The sequence below is a fragment of the Rhodococcus sp. SB1D genome, from assembly GCF_048573875.1.
Lineage (GTDB): Bacteria > Actinomycetota > Actinomycetes > Mycobacteriales > Mycobacteriaceae > Rhodococcus_F > Rhodococcus_F qingshengii.
Genome location: NZ_JBMAIQ010000003.1, coordinates 243,455 through 265,784, shown reverse-complemented (window position 1 = coordinate 265,784; position 22,330 = coordinate 243,455). Strand labels below are relative to the sequence as shown.

Genomic DNA, 22,330 nt, shown 5'->3' with positions numbered 1-22,330 from the left:
GGTCGACCCCCCGTCTGTGCGCTTCCGAGGAGTCTTTCCGTGCCCCGAAACACCCGTCCGACAACGGCGTACTCAGTCACCTTGCGTGAACTCGAGGTACGTCGGGTGACAGACGTGACGCCGGGCATGCGGAGAGTGACGCTCACCGGAGCGCAGCTCGACACCTTCACAAACGCCGACGGCTTTGCCGAGCCCGCCTTCGTCAGCACCGGCTTCGACGACGACCTCCGATTGTTGTTCGCCTATCCTGGCGAAACCGATCCGGTCTTGCCGGTGATAGTCGACGGCACTGTGACTTTCGCAGCGGGACGCCGTCCACTTGCCCGCGCGTACACCGTGCGCCGTTACGATCCGCGAACAAGGGAACTTGACGTCGATTTCGTCGTTCACGGCGGTGGAGTTGCTACCACCTGGGCGCGCGACGCCGGCCCTGGCGACCGAATGCACATCGCGGGTCCCTCTGTATCGCAGGGACTCCCGGAAGATTGCGAGTATCTGCTCGTCGTCGGTGACGAGACGGCGCTACCTGCGATCGCACGTCTGCTCGAGGAATTGCCTGCCGATGCCAGGGGGCATGTGTTCGTCGAAATTGCGGACTCGGCTCACATTCAATCGGTGCGCGAGTTGCCCGGGGTGAGTGTCACGTGGTTGCCACGCGAGGGGGCGGAGCCCGGCACTACTTCTTTGTTGCTCGACGCGGTCAGTGCTGTCGAATGGCCTGACGGACGCGTATTCGCTTGGCTTGCAGGCGAACAGGCGACGATTCGCTCGCTTCGGCGTCATTTGATTCGTGATCGAGGAATTGCGAAGACCGACATCGATTTCACCGGCTACTGGAAACGCAGCGACACAGTGCGCACAGATTCCTGACCCGGCTCCATCGCTCGGTAAGACCGAAGCGCTCGATAACACCGAAAGGCAGAAATGACAGTCCTGCGCACCAGACGATCACGGATCATCGGACTGATCGGGGCCGCGCTCGCCGCAGCGCTCCTTGTGTCCGGGTGCTCGGCCTCGGCCGAAGACTCGAAAACGGCGTCCACTCCCGGTTCGGAGGGGAACGCCCTTCCCGCTGCGGAAGGAACGACTACTTACCCGCTGACCCTGGAATCGCCATACGGTACAAGTATTCTCGAGAAGCGCCCGGAGCGGGTTGCCGCAATCGTCCCCAATGCCGTCGACACGGAAATGCTCCTCGCGCTCGGCGTCAAACCCGTTCTCTCCTCGTCGATGGTCAAGGAGTCGGCTTCGCAGTCGTACTTGCTGCCTTACGGCGCAGAGGATCTCGACACCTTCGAGTTCGCGATGGGCGGCACACTTCCCGTCGAAGCGATCGCCGCGAGCGAACCTGACCTCATCGTCGCCGTCGGCTGGGCCGACGGCCTGGGTGGTTTGTCGATGGGCGATTACTACGAACGTTTGTCCTCCATCGCACCGGTGGTGACGAGCCCCGACACGAAGTCGCGGATGCTCGTGCCGTGGAAGGAATCGATCCGCGTACTCGGCGAGACACTCGACCTCTCGAAGGCAGCCGAAAAGATCGTGACCGACCATGATCAATACTTTGCGAAGGTGCGTCAGGAGAACCCTGAACTCACTGGCTTGACTGCAACCTGGGCGATCTTCTACGGAACCGGCAACGGGTTGCAGTACCTTTCAGCGCCCGATTCGGCTCCGGCAACTTTCTTGGGCGAGCTCGGTTTTGCCGAGAACCCGCGTGCACAGGAGTTCGTCACCCAAAGCACTGTCGGCGAGGAACTTCTCGAGAACATCGATGCGGACTTCCTGCTGATCGGCCGCAGTGCCGCCGGCAGCGAGGAGGATTTCGACAAGCTGACCGGCGGGAAGCTCTTCCAAGCGATGGGAGCGGTGTCCTCCGGTCGTTGGGTCGCTCTGCCTCCTCGCACCGCCGACGGTGGCGACGTTCTGTGGGCAATCACGAGCGGTGGCCCGATCGGAACGATGTGGGCGGCTGAACATATCGTGCCGCTCATCAGCGCGAAGCTGTAGGCGTACAACTGGAGAACGGAAAGCCCTCACCCGTCGCCACACGATTGTGTGGCGACGGGTCGTTCGTACAGCAGGTGTCCCGGGTTTGAGGGTTGCCTATGGGACGAAGAAGGTTGCGAAACCCGGGGTGACAGGTCCGGCGGCAGGCAATATGGCGACGGCAACTTGCCCGGCTCCAGTCTGCAGGGTTGCCTCTCCCGGGGTTCCTTGGTTGTCGCCAGAAAGCCGACCGGTGCCGGAGGCTCCTGTCGAGAGGTTCATCCAGCGCACTTCCGTCGAAAGCATGCAACCCCACCGCTCGTCTTTGGCGCCGGTGATCGTCACCGTGCCAGGTTGTTCGCCGACTACCGCCACACAGTGGACAGGGGGTGCGTCGAAGCTGCCGTTTGGGTTCCCGAACGGCGCCGGGTTGATTTGGAACGGAACGGTGACCGCAGCGGAGGCAACGGCTGCGGGCGCGAGAACCGATACGGCCACTATGGATACGCAGGCAGATAGTCGGCGTACGAGATTCGTCACGGTAACCTCCGGTAATCGAAGACGGTGTGGTGCCCATGCTCTACCCGGAGCGCAATTACCGCAAGGGGATCCAGTTTTCGAGCCAGCGGCGGTTCGTGAATCGCTGAGTGCGTGACCGTTTGTAGAATCGTTGTCCTGCAACGCGTATCGGTATACGAAGCCTGTATTGGGCGGTGAATAGCCCAATCATGCTGGGCTCCACCGAAAGTACTAACTTTCCAGCCATCGGCCAGCCGGCTTGCGGTGTAGCTCGACAAAGCTGGTGTTGTTCGCAAGGCGGGCCGAACGATTTCTCAGGGAAGGCAATGGATATGGATGATGCGCTCGTTCCGCTCGAAGATGCACTCCCGCAGCTGTTCTCGTATCTTTCGCCGTTTCACGCTGGCGTGAGGGGTCTGCGGCGTGGGCAGCCAAGCCGCGTTTGGGGGTCGAGCATCGAACTGTCGAATGATTGCGACAGCAGTGGATTTCGTTGGATAGAAGTGCGGAGACCAATCCTGTGTCGGTAGCTGCGGGTCTCGAAATCACGTTTCATCTACCAAACAAATGCTTGATCGCTAAAGTGTGTGCGACATCGAAAGCTCGACGAAGCTCGATTTCGAAGGAGTTCGTATGGTTGCACCTCAGGCTTATGTCGTCGATGCGCTCCGCACTCCGGTGGGTAAACGGCACGGCTCGCTCGCAGGAGAGCACCCAGCGGACATGGGGGCCCACGTGATCACATCGATTCTCGACCGCACTCGACTGGACCCGATGGCCGTCGACGATGTGATCTTCGGTTGTGTCGACGCTATCGGGCCGCAATCGGGCAACATTGCCCGCACCGCCTGGCTTTCAGCAGGCCTACCCTTGGACATCCCAGGAACGACAGTCGACAGACAATGCGGATCTTCACAGCAAGCCGTCCACTTCGCAGCGCAAGCGGTCATGAGCGGGACCCAAGATGTGGTGCTTGTCGGCGGTGTGCAGAACATGTCCGCGATTCCTATCTCGGCGGCGATGCGTGCCGGCAACGAGTACGGATTCGACACGCCCTTCAGTAAGTCCCGGGGGTGGGCAGCACGATTCGGCGAGGCCGAAATCTCACAGTTCGTCGGCGCCGACCTGATTGCCAAGAAATGGGGTATCAGCCGTGAAGACATGGAGGAGTGGGCACTGCAATCGCATCAGCGTGCCCGTGCTGCCATCACAGACGGCCGATTCGAGCGTGAGACAGTGTCATTGGGCCAATGCGTCGTTGACGAATGCCCACGAGAGACATCCATGGAGCAGATGGCTGCACTGCCCGCATTGAGGGATGGCTCGTTGCTGACGGCTGCTGTGGCTTCGCAGATCTGTGACGGCGCATCAGCGGCCCTGATCGTCTCCGAGAAGGCGCTCGAGGTTCATGGATTGAAGCCACGTGCGCGCATTCATCATATGAGCGTGCGCGGCGACGATCCGATGCTGCAGCTCTCGGCGCCGATACCCGCGACGAAGTATGCACTGGCGAAATCCGGCATGGCGATCGGCCAGATGGATACCGTAGAAATGAACGAGGCATTCGCTTCGGTAGTTCTGAGCTGGTTGATCGAGACGGGTGCAGATCCCTCCCGGGTCAATCCCAACGGTGGTGGAATCGCACTGGGCCACCCTCTTGGGGCCACTGGCACCAAGTTGTTCGCCACGATGTTGCACGAGTTGGACCGCATTGATGGACGGTACGGACTCCAAACCATGTGTGAGGGTGGTGGGACCGCGAACGTCACCATCATCGAGCGGCTGAGCTGAGCTCGAGAAATTGGGCGGCATGGAAGGCCTTCTGTTGTAGCGCTTTGTCGGGTGCAACGCGCCCAACAGGGGTGCCGTGGCGCGGTGTGCGACGATCCGAGTGTGGGAGAACAGGCGGATCGTCTTGCTCGTGGTGAGTGGTATCTCGATGATGACGAGCTGAGGCAGCGGCGGCTGGAGTGTTGGCGTCGACTCGACTCGTTCAATGGGGCTTCGGCGGACGAGGATGCTGTCCGCTCGCGGGCTCTCGCCAGCCTTTTGGGTGAGGTAGGTGAGGGAGCTTTGGTGGTGCCGCGGTTCCAATGCAGCTACGGATACAACATTCGGCTTGGAGTAAACGCATTCGTCAACGCGAACGGGTTCTTCATGGATGATGCGCTGATCACAATCGGCGCTGACGTGAGGATCGGGCCTGGAGCCCAACTGATGACAGCGTTGCACCCTGTCGATGATCATCGCCGGCGTCGCGAGGGATGGGAGCGGGCTGCTCCGATCGTCATCGGTGAGAACACGTGGCTCGGCGCCTCAGTCACTGTCGGTGCAGGAGTTTCGATCGGTCACAACGCCGTGATCGGCGCGGGAAGTGTGGTCTTGCATGACCTTCCTGATCACGTCGTTGCTGCTGGATCGCCGGCAAGGGTTATCCGTCGGACACCTGCCGAAGTTGAGGGACTGCAACGCGAGCACTAGGGCATGCGATGTCAGAGGGTGATCGTGCGGGTGGGCTCCCAGATGGCGGGGTCGCGGTGGGTGACGACGAAGACGGTGGCCGCCAATTCCCGCACGGCGCCGGCGATACGGCGCTCGGTGGCCTCGTCGAGGGCCGAGGTGGCTTCGTCGAGAACCAGGACGGGAGCGTCTTTGAGGAAGGCGCGAGCGATCGCCACCCGCTGACGTTCGCCGCCGGAGAGAGCGGCACCCTGGTGTCCGATGTCCTGATGAATGCCGAGCGTCGAGCGGTCGAGAACGGCACCGAGGGCAGCGCGCCTGGCGGCGTCCTCGATCTCGATTTCGGTAGCGCCCGGTCTTCCCAGTCCGATGTTCTCGCCGAGGGTGCCCGAGAACACGAGTGGGTCCTGCGGCACGTAGCCGATATGTGCCGCCAGAGCGTCGTAGGGCAAGTCGCGCAATGAAACTCCGCCCAGAGTGACGCTGCCTTGGTCAGGATCGTCGAAGCGCATGAGCAGCCCGAGAAGTGTGCTTTTCCCCGTACCCGAGCGTCCTGCGACGAGAACTCGCTCACCCGCGGGGATCTTCGCGGTGATGCCGCGCAGAACCGGAGCGTGGTCTACCCCGGCGACCTCGATGTCAGTTCCAACAGGGCGCGCGGCGTCCCGGGGTGCGGGCTCGGCCAGTGCGGGAGCCGAAGTCGCTGTGCGGTAGTCGCGAACCGTTGCGCGCAGCTCGTTGACTCCGATTCCGGCCAGGGCGAGTTCGTCGAGCGGCGCAGCGGCGCGGGCGGTGAGGATGACGAGGGCGAGAGCGGCTGCGGGATCGTCGAATCCGGTGGCAGCGAGGAAAATCACTGCACCTGCCAGCGGCACAATGGTGGCGATCGCCGAGATGAATGTCGCTGGTGCCGCGGCGAGATTTGTCCGTGCAAGCGCGGCTTCCTGATTCCGCCAGCTTCGCTCGATTCGTTCGATGGAACGTGTGGGACCGGCTGCCGTACGCAGTAATTCGAGATGATCGGTGAGTTCGAGTGTCGACTGAGTTGCTGCGAGCTCGGCTTCGTGTCGGCGCTCGTCCGCTCGGCTGAGCGCACGCTGGGCCAGCGTCTGAGCGGCGAGCGACACGGCGAGCAGTCCACCGACGAGCAGCATTACACCTGGCCCCGCGACGACCGCGATCCCAGGAAGCAGGAGCAGCGGGATCAGCGGTGCAACCAGGAAGGTCTGAAGTTGGTGCGCGGGAACACTCATCAGCGACGGGATCCCGCGCCCGGCGACGGTGGCGAGCAGTGCCCGGTTGTCGTCGGTGAACCAGGACAGTTTCGCACGGGCGAAGGCATCGCCGAGAGCGTCGTAGAGATCGCCGACGAGTCGAGCCCCGGTGAAGTAACCGCCCCGCGAGACCAGGACGGTCACGAAGAGAGCAATGGTGGCCGTGGCCAGGACGAGAACCGGCGACCGGTGATCAGCGATCGAGAGCGCGAGGGTGGTGTACGCGATCGCTTCGAGGACAGCGACGGACACCCAACCGAGTCCGATGGTGATCAAGCGTCGTCGGACTGCATTGGCGCTGTTCATTATTCGGCTCCAGTCAGGGCTGCATTGTGCGACGCGGCGTCGTTCACGTTTCGACCGCCGAGGTCGAGTCGATCGTCGGCATCGTCTGCAAGAGCGGGGTTGTGGGTGACGATCACGACCGTCTTTCCTTCGTCGTGCGCGAGGTACCGCAATTCTTTCAGCAGTTCTGCCGCTGTCCGATCGTCGAGTGCACTGGTCGGCTCGTCGAGCAGCAGTACTGCTGCGGGCGAGAGGAACACCCGAGCGATCCCGACTCGCTGACGTTCTCCGCCGGAGAGTGAAGCTGCGTGGGCGTCGAGGCTGACGTCGATCTGTGCCCGGCGTAGTGCGGCGGTGTATTCCGCGTCCGTTGCATCGGGGGCGGCCAGCGCGATGTTCTCGCGCACCGTGGCAGGTAACACGTCTGCGCCCTGGGGTGTGAGCAGAACGGACTGTGGCCGCAGGTTCTCGTCGATCGCGGTGATGCTACGACCTGCGTAGCGGACGGTACCCAGTTCCGGGATCTCGAAGCCGGCCAATGCTTTCAGGAGCGTCGTCTTGCCTGCTCCACTCGGTCCCGTGATCGCAGTGATCGTGGCTGGGCGGAATGCATGCGTGACGTCGTCGACGACTCTGCGGTCCGCGATCGTGACAGTCAGGTTGACGATCTCCAGTCGATCGGAGGGACTCGAGGCCGGAACGGTTGGCGCTTCACCGGCAGGGAGGGTGGGTTCGTCCAGGGCAGCGGCGAGCCGGCCCGCAGCAGAGCGTCCAGCAGCGACGTAGTCGAGGCCGTGCCCGAGCCGCAGGGCCGGTGTCACGATTGCGAGGCTGAAGAGAATGGTGGCGGCCAACGTCGTTGCATCCCAGTGAAATCCGACGGCATAGGCGATCGCGAACGTCGCCGTCGCCTGCATGAGGGCAACGGCGACGGCCGCAGGGGTAGCCACGAGTCGAACGCGCTCCTGCATTCCCCGGGTGAACCGCGCTGTCGATTCTGCATAGTCGGCGGCAGCGCCGGTCTGCGCGCCGTAGATCCGGCAGACGCGGATGCCGCGGGCATAGTCGTCCACGGCAGTCGCGATGTCGCCCATGACATCTGCGCTTTCAGCGCTGTGCCGAGCGGCCATTCGGGGGATCACGACCAGGTAGAACAGAGCTGCCACGATGCCGGGAGCCAGAGCGAGAAGCGCCACGGGGCCGGCTGAGGCAACTAACGCCGCGATCGTGACCGCGGGGACCACGATGAGTGTGGCGAACTCTGCCGGTAGGTGCGCAGTCATATGGTGCAGCGCCGAGATGTCGTCCGAAACGAGCCTCCGCAGTGCGTCTCCGCTGTAGCGGGACAGTGTGCTTGCGGGCAGTCGAACGAGATGAGCTGCGAGTTGGCGGCGAACCCTTGCCTCGAAAAGCGATTCCGCGTGGTGCGAGAGCCACGACGATGTGGCAGCGAGCGCGACGCCCACGGGCCATAGCGCACATGCCCACCCGGCCCAGCTCATCGACGGTTCACCGATGAGTTGCACGACGCACCAGAGCGCCCCGAGCATCGCGACCCCCGACTCTGCGGCCGCGACGACCCCGGCAGCCAATGCAGGCAGCGCCGGGCGCAAGGCCGGGACCAGCGACGGTTCGACGAGAGGGCGGGGCATGGATAACTCCTTGAATCAGCGTCAGAGTGCAGGCACGACAAATGACCGAGACCTAAGGTTAGGGGTCGATGGCTCCATGTGGTTATCGCCGTACGCCGATTTCTTACACTCGCCCAGCATCTGTCGGTGTCAGGATGCGGCCGAGATGGAACTCATGACGTCTTCCCACACGCCCATGACTGCGGGTTCGGTTGGACCCGTTTGGGTGAAGACTGCCACGCATTTGCGGCGGAAGTCGTACATCTCGATCGAGCTGGTCAGGCCGTGAACGCCGTGGGTGCGGGTCAGCCAGCACTCCGAGACACCATTCAGGTCGATCATCGTCCGGCAGGTGTCGGACGCCAAAGTCAGCGTCCCCCCGAACATGGCTGCGGCGTCGAGGTCACCACGGTGGATCTGCAGGCATCCGTTCCCGGCGACGACGGTCGTGACGGGCAGTTGGTGGTAGGACAGGTGCTCCATCCCGGCAGCCATGAGGTGAGGATCGACTCGCCGGTAACCGAGGGCGCCCAGAGCGACCAGGCCGCTACGACGTTCGCTGCCGCCGTCCGCGAGGATGAAGTCGAGCTGTGTCAGCTGATCGGCCTGGGCCCAGAATGCGGGCGTATTCGACGTCTGGATGGGAGGGCTTGTTTCCCTCGCAGTGCTCGGCGCAGTTCGCATCGCTTCGAAGGCGAGACGATCCGAGGCCGGGGTCAAATACGTGGTGTGTGAACTTGATCCGTGGATGTCGAACATGCGGAGCGTCGGCGGTAGGTGCTGCTCTGCTTCCGTGGTCACCACCGAGCCGAGGGAGGCAACGTTCAAACGCAGAGAGACGAGCCCGGGCGCGCAGACCAACGGATCGCCGGGAACTGTCGGAACGGAGTACTTGCCCGAGTCGTTGACAGCCACCGGGCCTGCGACGGTGATTGCTACCGTGTCGTCCAAGAGCGGCAACATTTTGCCGACTACGTCAGGTGCGGTGTCGATCAGTCCACCACGGAACCCCGGACGCGCAAGCAGTGCGTCCAGGTCCGACATGCGTGCCAAAGCTGCGCAACGACATTCGCCACGGTGCGGGCACATCTCAGTAGACATCCCTTAGGTACCGCTTCGATCGTTTGAGGTTGTTGACGTAATCCTCGGCGGCGTCCGCATCCAACCCACCGTGCTCGGCGACGACCTCGTGCAATGCGTCGTCGACGTCCTTTGCCATCCGAGTGGCGTCGCCGCAGACGTACACGTGCGCACCGTTTTCGAGCCAGTCGAACAAGTCTCGGCCCTGCTCGCGCATACGAGTCTGGACGTAGATCTTCTCGGACTGATCGCGCGAGAAGGCCAGATCGAGGCGAGTCAGGACACCGTCACGGGTCAGCCCGTTCAACTCGTCCTCGTAGATGAAGTCGCTCGACTGATGCTGATCGCCGAAGAAGAGCCAATTCTGCCCCGACGCGTTGCGCGCGCGACGCTCGTGCAGGAAAGCGCGGAAGGGTGCGATGCCGGTTCCGGGGCCGATCATCACGACGGGAACAGCGTCATCGGCGGGTAGGCGGAACGAATTGTTCTTGGAGACAAAAACTCCGACCCGATCGCCCTCGCCGACGCGGTCCGCCAGGTACGTCGAGCAGACGCCGCCGCGGTCCCGCTCGCCCGAGCGGTAGCGCACACTCGCTACCGTCAGATGGACGGTGCCGTCGTGGGCCAGCGGGCTGGAGGAGATCGAATAGACCCGATGTTGCAGCGGACGAAGAAGTGTAAGCAGATCCTCGGGATTCAGGCGAATGCTGTTGTCCAACTGGAGGAGATCGAGAACGTCCTTGCCCCACAGCCACGCATCGAGCGCTTCCCGATCTTCCGTGTCGAGAATGTGCTGCAGTTCGGCGTCGCCGCTGCGTCGGGCGATGTCTTCGATCAAATCGCGCGAGGGAATGGAGATCTCGTAGTCGCTGGTCAACACCTGGTCCAACGGTGCGGACGAGCCGTCTTTCGCGGTAACCACGTAATCGCCGCTGACACCGAGCTGATGAATGATCGCCTCGACGAGGGCGGGGTCGTTGATCGGGCGGATGCCCAATCCATCTCCGGCCTCGTAGTCCAGACCGTCCTCGCCGAGCGCAAAGGTGAAGTGGCGGACTTCCTTGGCTGAGTCCTCGCCGGACAACAGCCGGTTGGCGAGGACGGTTGCAGGATAGGGGTTCTTGCGAGTCCACTGGGACTTGGTCTTCGTCTGAGCGGGCGCAACCGGCGAGGCAGCGGCCCCCGCATCACCGTCGACACCGGCCACCGCAGCGACGGCCCGAACGATCCACTCGGCCGCCGGATCCTCGTAGTCGACGTCGCAATCGGTGCGGTCGACAACCCGGGTCCCGCCGAGCGCTTCGAAGCGGGCGTCGATGTTCTTGCCCGACTGGCAGTAGCCGTCGTAGCTGGTGTCGCCGAGTGCGAGTACTCCGAAGTAGAGACCCTCCAGCCGGGGCGCACTCTCGGATTCGACTGCATCCCAGAACAGCTGCGCGTTGTCGGGCATCTCGCCCTCGCCGTAGGTGGAGGTGATGACGAGCACCCGGCGCATGGCGGAAAGTGCATTGATATCCACGGTGTCCAGACCCGCGACAAGTGGTTCGAGACCGTGGGCACGAGCAGCTGCGGCTGCGTCTTCAGCCACGGACTCCGCGTTGCCGGTCTGACTTCCGTAAAGGATGTGCACGGCTGCGCCGGCAGCTCTCTCCACTGTCGCTGTTGCAGTACCGGTTTGACCGGACATGACAGTTCGCGAGTGTAGACCGGCCAGGAATCCGGAAAGCCACGCGCGCTGGTCTCCCGTGAACGGTGCGTATTCGGGGATGTACGGGATTTCCATGATTTGAAGCTCACCTACTTTCGGGGGAGGAGGTCAGGACACCAGGTCGGGGATCGTGCGCGATGCGAATAGTTCGTCGAAGTTCGGCAGTGATCCGAGCTTGTCCCGATTCTTGTTGTCTTGAAACAGAATCCACCCGTACGTCGCCGGGCTGTCCATGGCCAACACGTTGCGTAGGCTCAGCGCCTGCTTGTAGTCGTCGACCCGCTTGGCTGCAATCAGCGCAGCCAACTGTTCGTCGTCGTAGTCGGCCAGAATCTCTTTCGAGTACTTGACCAAGTGCTGGACGAGAGCGAAGTCCTCGGTCAGCACCAGGTTTCGGGCCGCTTTCTGCACTGCTGGATCGTCGGGTCCGGACGCACCCGGCGTGCGGGCGGTGGCGAGTTGTTGCGCGAAATGAAGCACGGTGTACTCACTGAGCAGCGCATACATCGTCGCCGTATCGGTCTCGCCGTAGGCAGGGACTGCTCCGTTCAGTGCAGGGCGCCCGTCGCGCACTGCGAGTTTGAAGGTGCGGACCTGACGTGCTGCGATGGCGGACGCCAATTCTTCGAGAAGCTCTTTGTGCGACTTCGCAGCCAGGATTGCATCACTGTCCTGGTAGAGCATCAGTGCCTTGGGCATCGCGTAGGCGAACGAGTGCTGTTCGACTTCCCAGTTCTCGAGCAGTCGGGTTCCAAGCGCGGATCCCGTTGCCTCCACGTGCAGTTCGAGTAGGAGTTGTACTGCGTGGTTGTGGACGGCGGCAAGAGGGTCGGTCGCAGCGGTGATCGAACCCAGCAGTACGGAATCGGTACTTGCTCGTAGTGCCAATTCGCCACGAGGGTCGTACTGGTAGAAGAAGCCACCACTCATGCCGTTGCCGACACCCTTGCCGAACTCGCCGAGATTCACGACAGCACCGTTGGTCATGTACTCGCCGGCGAAGTCTCCGACACCTTCGACGACAGCACTGGCGCCGGAGTTGCGAACTGCGAAGCGATCGCCTGCTTCACCTTCGACGAACACTCGTCCACCGGTGGCGCCGAAGAGCGCGAAGTTGCCGATCAACACGTTGCCGCCGGCGTCACTGGAGCCGCCGCCTGGGCTGCGCACGGCAATCACTCCGCCGCTCATACTCTTTCCCACACCGTCGTTACATGTCCCGGTGTGTTCCAGGTGCATGCCGTCGTTGCAGAATGCGCCGAACGACAGGCCCGCAGATCCGGTCGTCAGGACGCGCACGCTGCCCGGCGCCAGGTAGCGTCGCCCACGCTCGTCGGTCAGTACTCCCGGAGCTAGAAGGCCGGCCGCTCCGTAGTTGAGTTCGCGTTCGAGGTCGATCGCCAACTGACCACCGACGCTCTTGTTCCGGTTACCCAGGTGCAGTGCACCTTCGGCGAATTCAGGTCCGGACACGGCGACCGAGGCCTCGCCACGGTTGAAGAACACCGTGCGAACCTCGTCCATGATCTTCTCGTCGAGCGCGTACTCACGTTCGAGGTACACAGGATTGTCGATGGTGATGTTCGGAGCGGTCTCGAACATCGCGTCCAGCTTCAGATTGCCGACAATAGACGGGTGATCGAGCAGATGCAGGAGATCCGTTCGACCCCGCGCTTCCTGAAGGGACCGCATTCCCAGATTCGCGAGCAGTTCCCGAGTTTCGTGAGCGATGTTGAGAAGGTACTGCGCCATCGCGCGGGGATCGCCGTCGAACAGTTCCGGGTTGGTGGTCAGACCGGCGGGGCACTTGATGTTGCAGTTCTTGGCCATGACGCAGCCCATCATCATCAGCGCCGACGTACCGAACTCGAAGCTGTCTGCGCCGAGTAGGGCGGAAGTGATGATGTCGCTGCCGGTCTGATGCGCGCCCGAGCATCGCAGAACGACTTTCTGGCGAAGGCCGTTGGCACACAGAGCTTGATGGACCTCGGCGATACCGACCTCGGCCGCACGGCCCGCGTACTTGAGGCTGGTCACCGAAGCGGCGCCGGTGCCACCGGTATTTCCGGCGACGTTGATGACGTCGGCGCCGGCCTTGGCGACACCGACGGCGATGGTGCCGATTCCTTCCGAGGACACCAACTTCACGATCACCCGAATGCGAGCTGCCTTGCAGTCGTGGATGAGCTGAGCGAGGTCCTCGATGGAGTAGGTGTCGTGGTGCGGCGGAGGCGATACCAGTTCGACGCCGGGCGTTCCGCCGCGGGCGGCAGCAATGTCTACGGTGACCTTGGCGGCCGGAAGCTGCCCGCCCTCACCGGGTTTTGCGCCCTGGCCGAGTTTGATCTCGATCTCTTCGAGCATCGGGTCGGCGAGGTATCCCGCCCAGATTCCGAAGCGTCCGGATGCAAACTGCTTGATGCGCGACGCACGAATCGTGTTGTAGCGCGAAAGGTGTTCGCCGCCTTCGCCACTGTTGGACATCGCGCCGACCATGTTCGTGCCGTGAGCGACGGCTTCGTGCGCCGGAGCGTTCAGTGCGCCATGACTCATGGCACCCGACGCCAACTTCGGGGTGATGTCGCTGGCGCTCTGTACCTCGGAGAGAGGAACACCTGCCGGTGCGACCCTCAGCTTGGACAGGAACTCTGCCCCGATGCCGGTTGCCCTCAGCGCAAGATCCGGTGTGATGGCTTCAATGGTGATATCGGCGGCAAAGGTGGCGCAGAGAGCGTCGCCGAGCGCTCTTACTCGCGCGCTGTCACCGGCCAGTGGACCGTCCAGGCTAAGCGTGTACCGGTCGTCTGCGGCGGATTCACACTGGACTCCGCGCATCACGATCGTAGTGTTGCCGCGTACCGAGAATCGGCTGATCTGCTCGGCGAACTCGGCTGTCGTAACCGCAAACGTGACGTCGGCGGGAACAGAGATGACGTCGCGCAACGCTGCGGGCCGACGCGATCGTTCCGCAGCCATAACGGTAGAAAAGTCCCGGTACCCCGCGGTGATGTCGAAGTCGTCGATTTGTTCGGTGGTCAACCGGTCGAAGCTCGTTGCCCGGTAGGCCCCGGCGTCGAGGCGGAATGCGTCGTCGAGCCGCCCGAGCGGAAGCAGGCGTAGAGCATCGAATTGTTCGGTTCCTGAGGGACTGTCGAACGCGATCTTCTCTTCGGTGAGCTCGACGTACTTGCGGACTGCAGTGGTACCGAACGAATGCCCTGCGCCGTCTGCGCGTTCCTTGAACAGGCCGAGCAGTGGCAGGTCCTTTTCACTCTCGACTTCGCTCGCACGCTCGTGCCAGTGCTTCGAGGTCACCGCGACGGTGTCGAAACCGACGCCGCCCACCGGTGACTTCATGTTGGGGAACCACTGGCGCAGAACAGGGTCGGACGTATCGAGGAAGTTGGGTTCGAAGAATTCTCCGCCGATGTAGCTCTCGACGGTGCACAGGCCGACGCGTCCCATCGTCTTCATGAGGGACTTCTCGGCAGCCTTCGCGAAGCGTCGGAAGGCGGCATCCGGGTCGGCAGCGAACTTCTCCTCGGCTCGCAACTGAACGGACAAGGGGTAGACAGCGGAAGCGCCGAATCCGAGCGCAGCGGCAACGTGGTGCGAGGACTCGATCTGGCCGCTCTCGACGATGAGAGAGACGCGCAATCGCAGGCCTGCGTCGATGAGGCGCTGATTCAACGCTCCGACGACCATGATCGCGGGAAGTGTTGCGCGCTCGTGCGATACGTGCCGGTCGGTCAGGACTGCGATTCCGCCCTGTTCGGCCGCGAAGGCGACAACGGCGTCGCCGAGCGCGGTCATCGCGTCAACCATCGCCTGCGCGTCACCCGCGGCGGGGTAGAGCATTTCGAAGCGGCGATGCGGGGTGTGCTTCTGTTCACGGATCTTGAGCATGTCCAGATGCCCGAGGATCGGCGAGGCGATGACGATCTGCTTGCCCTGTCCGGGAGACATCTTCGCACCCAATGCGACCCGGAGAGTCATACCGTCCGCTTCACGGATGCTGTCGAGCGGAGGGTTGGTGACCTGGGCGAATCGCTGCGAAAAGTAACGAGCCACGCCGCCTTCGCGGTCGCTGAATGCGTTGATGGCGTTGCCGTAACCCATGGCGGAGACCTTTTCGGCTCCGTGCGTGAGCATCGGATCCATCAGGAATTTGAAACTTTCCTGATCCAGGGAGTACGCCATGTAGCGCTGATGAACCTCGAAGGTGCCGTTGTAGCGGGTCGGGGAGCTGACCTTCTCCGCTGGCACGGCGGGAATGTCTTCGATCAGGATTCGCGATTGCTCCAGCAACGACTGGTAGTCGCGCTGAGCGGCAATCTTTTCCAGAGCTTCGCGGGCAGTGTAGGTATGGCGATCGCGATGATCGAAGTACAACATTCCGCCGGCCTCGACGCGGCCACGGTGAATCACCGTCTCGGGTGCGAACGCGATCTGTCCGGCTTCGGAGAATGCGCACACGTAGTCGTGTGTCTCGATCGTGCGTAGTGGACGCAGACCGAGGCGATCCAGGCGCGCACCGATGATGGTGCCGTCGCCGAACACCAGCGCTGCCGGTCCGTCGTTCTTCTCCTCGTACAGCGAGAAGTACTCGAACATCGCACGCACTGCGGGGGAGAGGGTGGTGTCGTTTTCCCAGGCCGGCGGCATCATCGAGACCACAGCCGTCACCAGGTCGACACTGTCCTCGATGACGCGTGCTTCCAGGGTCTGATCGAGTCGGCAACTGTCGGACTGGCCGGGCGGACGGACGATCGCACGTCGTTTTGCACTGGCGACAGCAGCTTCGGAGAGCCGATTCTTCTTGTCCGTGTTCAGTTCTCCGTTGTGAGCCATGAACCGGAACGGCTGCGCCATCGTGGGATGCGGGTCCGTGTTGGTCGAGAACCGCGTATGGAAGTACATCGTGTGCACGGCGTGATCGGGGTCGACCAGGTCGCGGAAGTACGGGATCACTTCGTCGGAGTTCAAGCGACCCTTGAGAACCTGAGTTCGCGCGCTCAGCGAGAGTGGGTACAACCCGCGCAGTGCAGGGGTGTTGTACGCGATGGCTTCGATGGCGAGCAGAGCTTCGTGCACGAGGCGATCGACTACCGCAGGCTCGGTGCGAGGAGTGGGCACCTCGAAAATCCACTGCCTGACCGGAAGTTGATGCGCGATCGCGGCCGGCCGAATCGCCGAGTTGTCGACCGGGACGTCGCGCACTGCGAGAGTGGTGAAACCGCGATCGAGAAGTTCACGTTCGACCAGGGCGGCAGCGCGAGCGTGCTGGGCGTCGTCGTCCGGAAGGAAGAAGTTGCCGACGCAGAAGCGTCCGGCGCGAAGGTCGGAGCGCCCGGTTACCTTGCGGAAGAACCGGAGGGAGAGGTCCACCGAGACGCCGCCGCCGTCGCCGACGCCCTCGGAGGACATACCGCCGCGGTGCGGAACCGAGCAGAGCGCTTCGCGGCCCTTGATCAGGACATCGTGGGTCTGCACGCCGTCCTTGCGCGTGATGAACCCGACCCCGCAACTGCTCTTGTCATCTGCGGGGTCGTACAAACCGACGATGGACGTGCTCACTGCAGCAACCTTCTCCCTGTCCTGGTTGCCCGGAGATTGTTCGACCGGGCAGATACGACGGCATGTATTCCGTCAGGGCAGGGCGTCGCTGCTTCGATGAAGCGGCACCCGAATGGGTTCAGACTACTGAGTAGAGGCTTACCTTAGTCAAGTCTGCTTGGTGTGACTTGGATCTGAGCAGGTCAGAGGGTTGCTTTGTAGGCAAGTGCGTAGGCGATCTTGCCCGGCTTGTCGTCTGTGTACGGCTTGGACAGCTTTGCGAACTCGCCCTTGGACTCGGCTTTGCCGTCGTTCCAGGCCGACAGGACGCCAAGATCGGTGGCAGTGAATCCGCTGTCGACGACGGCATCGCCCGTCAACGCTGTCTGTGCTTTGGTCACCGACTTCACGGTGCCCAGGTAGCTGGAGAGATCATCGCGATTCCAGTTGGTGAGGTCGACGGGCGCGGTGTCGCGGACCCAGGCGCCCCAGTAGAACTCCTGGAACGGAATCGTGCCTGCGGCGAATCCGATGTCGCGGGAGAAGTACATCAAGCTGCGGTACTTGTCGTCGGCGAAGTTGGCCAGGCCGACGCTCTTCGGCAGAGCCTGGACCGGTACCTGGTTTCCGTCGACGTCACGCGACCAGACCCACTTGTTCTTTTCCATCTCGGTCCAGAAGGCGCCTTCACTCAGGCCACTGAGGTTGCCGAGAACCCGCAGTCGCACGTGCAGGTCGGGGCCTCCGTCGGCCGTCTCGATGAAGGACGTGAGGGTGTGGTGACCGTCGGTCAGGTAGAGATCGCCGCGGGGTCCGACGACCACGGTCTTCATGGGCGCGATGCTCTCGGCGGTTTCCTGACCCACTGGAATCTGGCAGGTGAAGGACGACGGGTCCTTCAGCGTCGACGCCGCAGTAGCGGTCGCGGCCTGGATCTGGCCGTTCGCCTCACACCAGTCGTCGAACTTCTTGTTGATCGTGTCTTTTCCGAGCGTGTATCGCCCGAGCTTGTAGTACACCTCGTCGTAGCCGAGTGACGGTTGTGTCGCGTGAACGTCGCCGATGCGCACGTCCAGGAGATCACCTTCCTTGGCGCACAGGTACTCCGATCCGCCGGCGGAGCCTGAGAACGAACCGGTGGAGATTCCGCCACACGCGAGGGGAGCGGCGACAGCGGGAGTGCTGACCAATGTTCCGGCGCCGAGCAGTGCCAGTGTTGTGAGTGCCGAGATGGCGGAACGACGCATGTGGGGATCTCTCCTGATGATGGGTTCGCACGTGAAGAAGCTTGCGTCACAATCGCTCAGGGTGGTTTCGGACTTACTGACAACAGACGTCCGCGCGGTGGCTACCACGTGAATTCACGTCGTAACCACCGCGCGGTGAGCCTGTTGGTTGATCAGCCCTGCAGTTGATCAGCCTTGCAATTGATCAGCCTTGCAATTGATCAGCCCTTGTAGTTGTAGAAGCCCTCGCCGACAGCAACGCCGAGCTTGCCCTCGTCGATGTAGTTCTTCTTGATGTAGTCGGCGAATTCGCGCTGCTTCTCGCCGCCCTGGGAGGAGATGTTGTAGACGGTGGTCAACCCGACGACGTCCATGATCTGGAAGGGGCCGAACGGGGCTCCGGTGCCGATACGCCACGTCTTGTCGACCATGTCGGGATCGGCGATGCCGTCGATCAGCAGGTCGGAGGCCGCGTTGAGGAGCGGGACCAGGAGCGAGTTGAGTACGTAGCCCGCCTTCTCCTTCTTGAGTTCGATCGGCACCATGCCGATGTTCTTCGCGAACTCGACGACCTCGCGGTACACGGCGGGGTCGGTGGACTCGGTGCCCATGACCTCGGCAGTGTTGTTGACCCACACGTGATTTGCGAAGTGCAGTGCGAGGAACTTCTCGGGGCGGCCGGTGAACTCCTTGAGATCGCTCGGCAGCAGCGTCGAGGAGTTGGTAGCGAACACCGTGTGCTCAGGAGCAACCGTGGCAAGCTTCTCGTAGGTGTCGCGCTTGATGGCGATGTCCTCGGGAATTGCCTCGATGACCAGGTCGGCCTTGGCGACGGCTTCGCCTAGATCGTACGAGTACGTAATACGTTGCAGCGCTTCGTCAGCCTTGCCTTCCTTGGCACCCTCGACGTTCTCGGCCTTGTAGGCCGCGGCCAACGAGTCGAACCGAGCCTTGGCCTTTTCGATGACCTCGGCGTTGATGTCGTACGCGACGACGTCGAAGCCGTGATAGGCGGTCTGATAGGCGATCTGTGAGCCGAGAACTCCGGTACCCAGAACGGTGATCTGCTTCAGTTCAGTCATTTTCGATCCTCAATCCTATTCGGTGGGTAGTCCGGCAAGCGTCAATCGGACCTGTGCGGCAACGATGTTCGTGAGTTCGTCAGCCGTGATCCGGTCCAATGCCGCGCGGGCTATTTCGAAGTGCAGCACGTTGGAAATCGTTCGCGCTGCAGTGGTGGTTCGGGTGGTGTGGTTGGGGTGTGCCTCGTGCAAGATTTGCGCAATCCGCGTTTGCAGGCGCTGCGAGAGTTCCAGGCCTTCGGCCCGGAAACACTCGCTGGGCTCACCGAACAACACCTCGCGTTGGTAGATGCCGGTGTTCTCGTCGTTTCGGCGACTTGCGATCAGCAGGGGTGAAACCAGCTCGAGCACACGATCTTCTGTGCCGGTCGACTTGGCTTCACGCTCTTCTCCCAATTCGATCTGCTTGCGGTATTCCGCGTTGTACACCATGAGCAGCAACTCGGCTTTGCTTGCGGCGTAACGAAAGAGAGTGCCGCCGGCTACATCGGCGCGGTCGGCAATTTCTTGAGTTGTGACTGCGCTGTAGCCCTTTTCCGCGAACAGTTCGGCAGCGGCGTCGAAGATGCGTGTCTGCTTCTCGAGTTTGTTGCGTTCGCGACGGCCCAGCTCTTGGTCCGGCTTCGTCATCCCGCTCACCTCGTTCCATTTCGGATCACGCTCATAAATGAGTCTACTCCGAAATATCGGGAGGGTGGAGTCTCCTCCGTCACATCACCGCAGTCCGCTGACCCAACCGGCGAACACGTCTGAGAACACGTCCGCTTCGCACGCATGCGCCGATTCGGGGTAGGCACATTCGGGGTATCCGGCGACGACGGTGGCAAGTTCGGCATTGCAACACTGCGCCAAGAGGCCGCGCAGGAGGTCCGCGGCCGACCAGCCGGCGATGGATGCTGCTGGGATGCCCTCTTCCTCGTACACCTTCACCAGATCGGCGTGCCTCCAGGACAATTCCTCGGCCACCAATGCATCGGGGTTGAAAGACATGGCGCGGTCGAGTGATCCGCGCAGAAGTGAGTGCGGATCGTCCTCGCCGCGAAGCCTGGTCGCGAGGTCCGCCGGCGCCTTCTGCATGACGAACATCCAAGGTTTGCCGTCGGGAAAGACTCCACCGAAGCCTGCCACGTTGAACGGTAAGTGGCTACTGAGAAAATCGGTCTCCACGTCGACGTGTTGATCGTCGCCCAGATGAATGAAGTGGCCGGAGGCAATCTCCTCGCCCATTGCCGGCTCAGCCCATGTGTTGTTCCACAGATCGGTCATCCGACTGCCTTCGGGAAAATCGAGAACCTCGAAGAGAAAACCCATGTCTCTACAACTCCCCGTCGAAGTGGGTGGTTACTCCACCGGTCAGTCGAGAAACCGTCTGCGCCGAGGTCGCGAGGACGACTCGGCTTGTCTCGAAGGTCATCTCGTCGCGTTCGGTGTCCTCCGATTCGGGATCCTCGGCGAGTGAGAAGTCGAGTTCCACCTCTCGATCGGTGCTGGAACAGACCGAGATCATCAGCCCGAGTCGTTCGTCGGTGAACGCCGGAAGCGATTTCTCGGGATGGAAGTCTGCGGCCGCGTGAAAGAAGAACGCCGCCAGCCGTTCGACGAATCCGTCGTCCGTATGTCGGCTGAGATACTGATTGAAGCGGTCGGGGCTGAGCAGTCCGACGTCGAAAACGAGTGTGGGCACGTCGGATTCGAAGACAGTGGCGGGAACCGCATGACTGCGAAGGAAGACTGCGGCGCCGCCGTATCCCGGCAACCTGAACCCATCACGCATCTGGTGTACTCCCGTCGCAGTGGTGTCCTGTCCACGCTAGGCCATTGCTCGGCCGCGTGCTGCCTACTCGAGTAGGCAGCTTGATGGAAGAATCACCGCCTATGACTGCTGTCCTGTACCCGCCCGTCGAGCCGTACGAGTCGGGGCTGTTGGAAGTGGCGGACGGTCAGAGTCTCTACTGGGAGACAGTCGGCAATCCGGCGGGCATTCCGGTTCTCTACCTCCACGGCGGTCCTGGTTCGGGATGCACTGTCGGCGCCAGGCGTTTCTTCGATCCCGAAGTCTTTCGCGCAGTTCTGTTCGATCAGCGAGGCTGTGGGCGCAGTCTTCCGCTAGCGAGCAGTCCGGACGTCGATCTGACCGTGAACACCACGGCGCACATTGTGGAAGACATCGAGCGTCTTCGTGAGCATCTCGGTATCGAGCGATGGATCGTGACGGGACTTTCCTGGGGCGTGAGTTTGGGTCTGGTGTACGCGCAGGCGTTTCCCGCGCGGGTGATCGCAATGGCCTTGGGCGCGATCACCGGCGGGACGAGGGTCGAAATCGAGTGGATCACCCGTGCCATGGGCCGGGTATTTCCGCGTGAATGGGAAGAGTTCGTGGCGCCGTTGCCGGTGGACGAGCGTGACGGAAACCTCCCCGCGGCGTACGCGCGACTGCTTGCCGATCCGGATCCTGTTGTGCGCGAGAATGCCGCGTTGCAGTGGTGCCGTTGGGAGGATGTGCACGTCTCGCTGATGCCGGGGTGGACTCCGAGTGTTCGATACCAGAATCCGGACTTCCGCCGGGTGATGACCAGGCTGGTTACGCATTACTGGGGTAACGACTGCTTCCTGGCGCCGAATCAGATCTTGGATGGAATGGACCGTCTCGCTGAGATTCCCGCGATTCTCGTGCACGGACGGTATGACATTTCCGGGCCACTCGACACTGCCTGGGCGATCCACCGGCGTTGGCCGGGTAGTGAGTTGGTGGTACTCGACGACGCCGGGCATGGCGGCAGCGGATTCAACGAGGCAATCGTGGAAGCGCTGAATTCACTGGCTCATTCGGCCTGATCGAGTGCCCCGGCACGGGCCGCAGCCAGCGCGCCGGCAGCAGCACGATCGGCAACCGACTGGTCGACGGGTAGATCGGCGACCAGCAGGCGATAGTAGATGGGTGCGGCGACGGCCGCCAGAAGATCAGCGGCCGAGACCTTCTCGGAGATCTCCCCGCGCTCGACTGCTCGGCGGACGACGATGTCTGCCAGTTCGTAACGTGCGGAATAGAACTCGCGCTTGAGTCTCGCGACCTCGGGCGTGCGGACCGCGTCGGAGAACAGTGCAGCCACCAACGCGCCGCCCGACTCGCTGGTCACCAGTGCGACTATCGATCTGGCCATCTCGCGCAGGTCGGATTCGATGGAACCGGTATCCGGGATGGGGACGGTGGTTGCCGATACCTCGATCGCCGCGTCGGCCACCAACTGGGACAGCGTGCTCCACCGCCGGTAGATCGTGGTCTTGTGGACTCCGGAGCGGGTGGCTATGTCCTCGATGGTCATCGCGGCGAATCCGCGTTCGGACAATTCGGCCGCCGTGGCTGCCAGGACGGCCTCGCGCACCCTGGCACTACGCCCTCCGGGCCGTTGTGGTGTCGAAGTCATGAGCCAACCTTATCGCAACAAGGTGTTGTGTTAGCTGGAGGCACGTGGTTCACTGAGCTAATGCAACTGATCGTTGCATTAGAGATGAATTGAGG

17 protein-coding genes are annotated in these 22,330 nt (G+C 62.4%); 5 read left to right on the top strand and 12 right to left on the bottom strand.

Going from position 1 to position 22,330, the window contains the following annotated elements; all coding sequences use genetic code 11:
* Positions 1 to 39: 39 nt before the first annotated feature.
* Together ACN50D_RS10005 and ACN50D_RS10000 are read left to right on the top strand one after the other, a co-directional pair.
* Positions 40 to 870, top strand: coding sequence for a siderophore-interacting protein (locus ACN50D_RS10005; protein ID WP_007730297.1), 831 nt, complete (start codon positions 40 to 42; stop codon positions 868 to 870).
* 54 nt (positions 871 to 924) lie between these two features.
* On the top strand, positions 925 to 2,010 hold the full coding sequence (locus ACN50D_RS10000) for an ABC transporter substrate-binding protein (RefSeq protein WP_007730299.1): 1,086 nt from the start codon (positions 925 to 927) through the stop codon (positions 2,008 to 2,010).
* Positions 2,011 to 2,106: 96 nt separating this feature from the next.
* Here ACN50D_RS10000 and ACN50D_RS09995 read toward each other — a convergent pair whose 3' ends face one another.
* A complete protein-coding gene (locus tag ACN50D_RS09995; protein ID WP_003943006.1) occupies positions 2,107 to 2,487 on the bottom strand; it encodes a hypothetical protein in 381 nt (126 codons plus the stop codon).
* A 654-nt stretch (positions 2,488 to 3,141) separates the two neighbouring features.
* Between ACN50D_RS09995 and ACN50D_RS09990 the strand changes: the two genes are divergently transcribed.
* Both ACN50D_RS09990 and ACN50D_RS09985 read left to right on the top strand, forming a co-directional pair.
* Entirely contained in the window at positions 3,142 to 4,299 is a 1,158-nt protein-coding gene (locus ACN50D_RS09990) for an acetyl-CoA C-acetyltransferase (protein WP_118606066.1), read from the top strand.
* 102 nt (positions 4,300 to 4,401) lie between these two features.
* A complete protein-coding gene (locus tag ACN50D_RS09985; RefSeq protein WP_039973165.1) occupies positions 4,402 to 4,989 on the top strand; it encodes a sugar O-acetyltransferase in 588 nt (195 codons plus the stop codon).
* An 11-nt stretch (positions 4,990 to 5,000) separates the two neighbouring features.
* Here the strand turns inward: ACN50D_RS09985 and ACN50D_RS09980 are convergent, their stop codons facing one another.
* The 10 genes from ACN50D_RS09980 to ACN50D_RS09935 all read right to left on the bottom strand — a co-directional run bounded on the left by ACN50D_RS09980 (position 5,001) and on the right by ACN50D_RS09935 (position 20,584).
* The gene (locus ACN50D_RS09980) at positions 5,001 to 6,548 is read right to left on the bottom strand and encodes an ATP-binding cassette domain-containing protein (protein WP_118605957.1); all 1,548 of its coding nucleotides are present in this window, start codon (positions 6,546 to 6,548) and stop codon (positions 5,001 to 5,003) included.
* Positions 6,548 to 8,179 carry an ATP-binding cassette domain-containing protein gene (locus ACN50D_RS09975; RefSeq protein WP_211921723.1) on the bottom strand — a complete coding sequence of 544 codons (1,632 nt, stop codon included), beginning with the start codon at positions 8,177 to 8,179 and terminating at the stop codon, positions 6,548 to 6,550. The genes ACN50D_RS09980 and ACN50D_RS09975 overlap by 1 nt, the downstream gene beginning before the upstream one ends.
* 129 nt (positions 8,180 to 8,308) lie before the next feature.
* Positions 8,309 to 9,202 carry a hypothetical protein gene (locus ACN50D_RS09970; protein ID WP_007730314.1) on the bottom strand — a complete coding sequence of 298 codons (894 nt, stop codon included), beginning with the start codon at positions 9,200 to 9,202 and terminating at the stop codon, positions 8,309 to 8,311.
* Positions 9,203 to 9,248: 46 nt separating this feature from the next.
* The gene (locus ACN50D_RS09965; RefSeq protein WP_007730317.1) at positions 9,249 to 11,021 is read right to left on the bottom strand and encodes a sulfite reductase subunit alpha; all 1,773 of its coding nucleotides are present in this window, start codon (positions 11,019 to 11,021) and stop codon (positions 9,249 to 9,251) included.
* Positions 11,022 to 11,054: 33 nt separating this feature from the next.
* On the bottom strand, positions 11,055 to 16,523 hold the full coding sequence (locus tag ACN50D_RS09960) for a glutamate synthase-related protein (protein WP_211921721.1): 5,469 nt from the start codon (positions 16,521 to 16,523) through the stop codon (positions 11,055 to 11,057).
* Between the two features lie 182 nt (positions 16,524 to 16,705).
* Positions 16,706 to 17,749 carry a ParB/Srx family N-terminal domain-containing protein gene (locus ACN50D_RS09955; RefSeq protein ID WP_007730324.1) on the bottom strand — a complete coding sequence of 348 codons (1,044 nt, stop codon included), beginning with the start codon at positions 17,747 to 17,749 and terminating at the stop codon, positions 16,706 to 16,708.
* Positions 17,750 to 17,949: 200 nt separating this feature from the next.
* Positions 17,950 to 18,810 carry a 3-hydroxyacyl-CoA dehydrogenase gene (locus tag ACN50D_RS09950; protein WP_030536170.1) on the bottom strand — a complete coding sequence of 287 codons (861 nt, stop codon included), beginning with the start codon at positions 18,808 to 18,810 and terminating at the stop codon, positions 17,950 to 17,952.
* Between the two features lie 15 nt (positions 18,811 to 18,825).
* On the bottom strand, positions 18,826 to 19,440 hold the full coding sequence (locus ACN50D_RS09945; protein ID WP_030536169.1) for a TetR/AcrR family transcriptional regulator: 615 nt from the start codon (positions 19,438 to 19,440) through the stop codon (positions 18,826 to 18,828).
* 84 nt (positions 19,441 to 19,524) lie between these two features.
* The gene (locus tag ACN50D_RS09940) at positions 19,525 to 20,121 is read right to left on the bottom strand and encodes a hypothetical protein (RefSeq protein ID WP_204855254.1); all 597 of its coding nucleotides are present in this window, start codon (positions 20,119 to 20,121) and stop codon (positions 19,525 to 19,527) included.
* A gap of 4 nt (positions 20,122 to 20,125) precedes the next feature.
* On the bottom strand, positions 20,126 to 20,584 hold the full coding sequence (locus ACN50D_RS09935; protein ID WP_003942982.1) for a hypothetical protein: 459 nt from the start codon (positions 20,582 to 20,584) through the stop codon (positions 20,126 to 20,128).
* Between the two features lie 101 nt (positions 20,585 to 20,685).
* Between ACN50D_RS09935 and pip the strand changes: the two genes are divergently transcribed.
* Entirely contained in the window at positions 20,686 to 21,645 is a 960-nt protein-coding gene (pip, locus tag ACN50D_RS09930; RefSeq protein WP_211921719.1) for a prolyl aminopeptidase, read from the top strand.
* Here pip and ACN50D_RS09925 read toward each other — a convergent pair.
* Complete coding sequence (locus ACN50D_RS09925) at positions 21,633 to 22,235, bottom strand: TetR/AcrR family transcriptional regulator (RefSeq protein WP_249343026.1); 603 nt, start codon at positions 22,233 to 22,235, stop codon at positions 21,633 to 21,635. The two genes, pip and ACN50D_RS09925, sit on opposite strands and share 13 nt — an antisense overlap.
* Between the last annotated feature and the right edge of the window lie 95 nt (positions 22,236 to 22,330).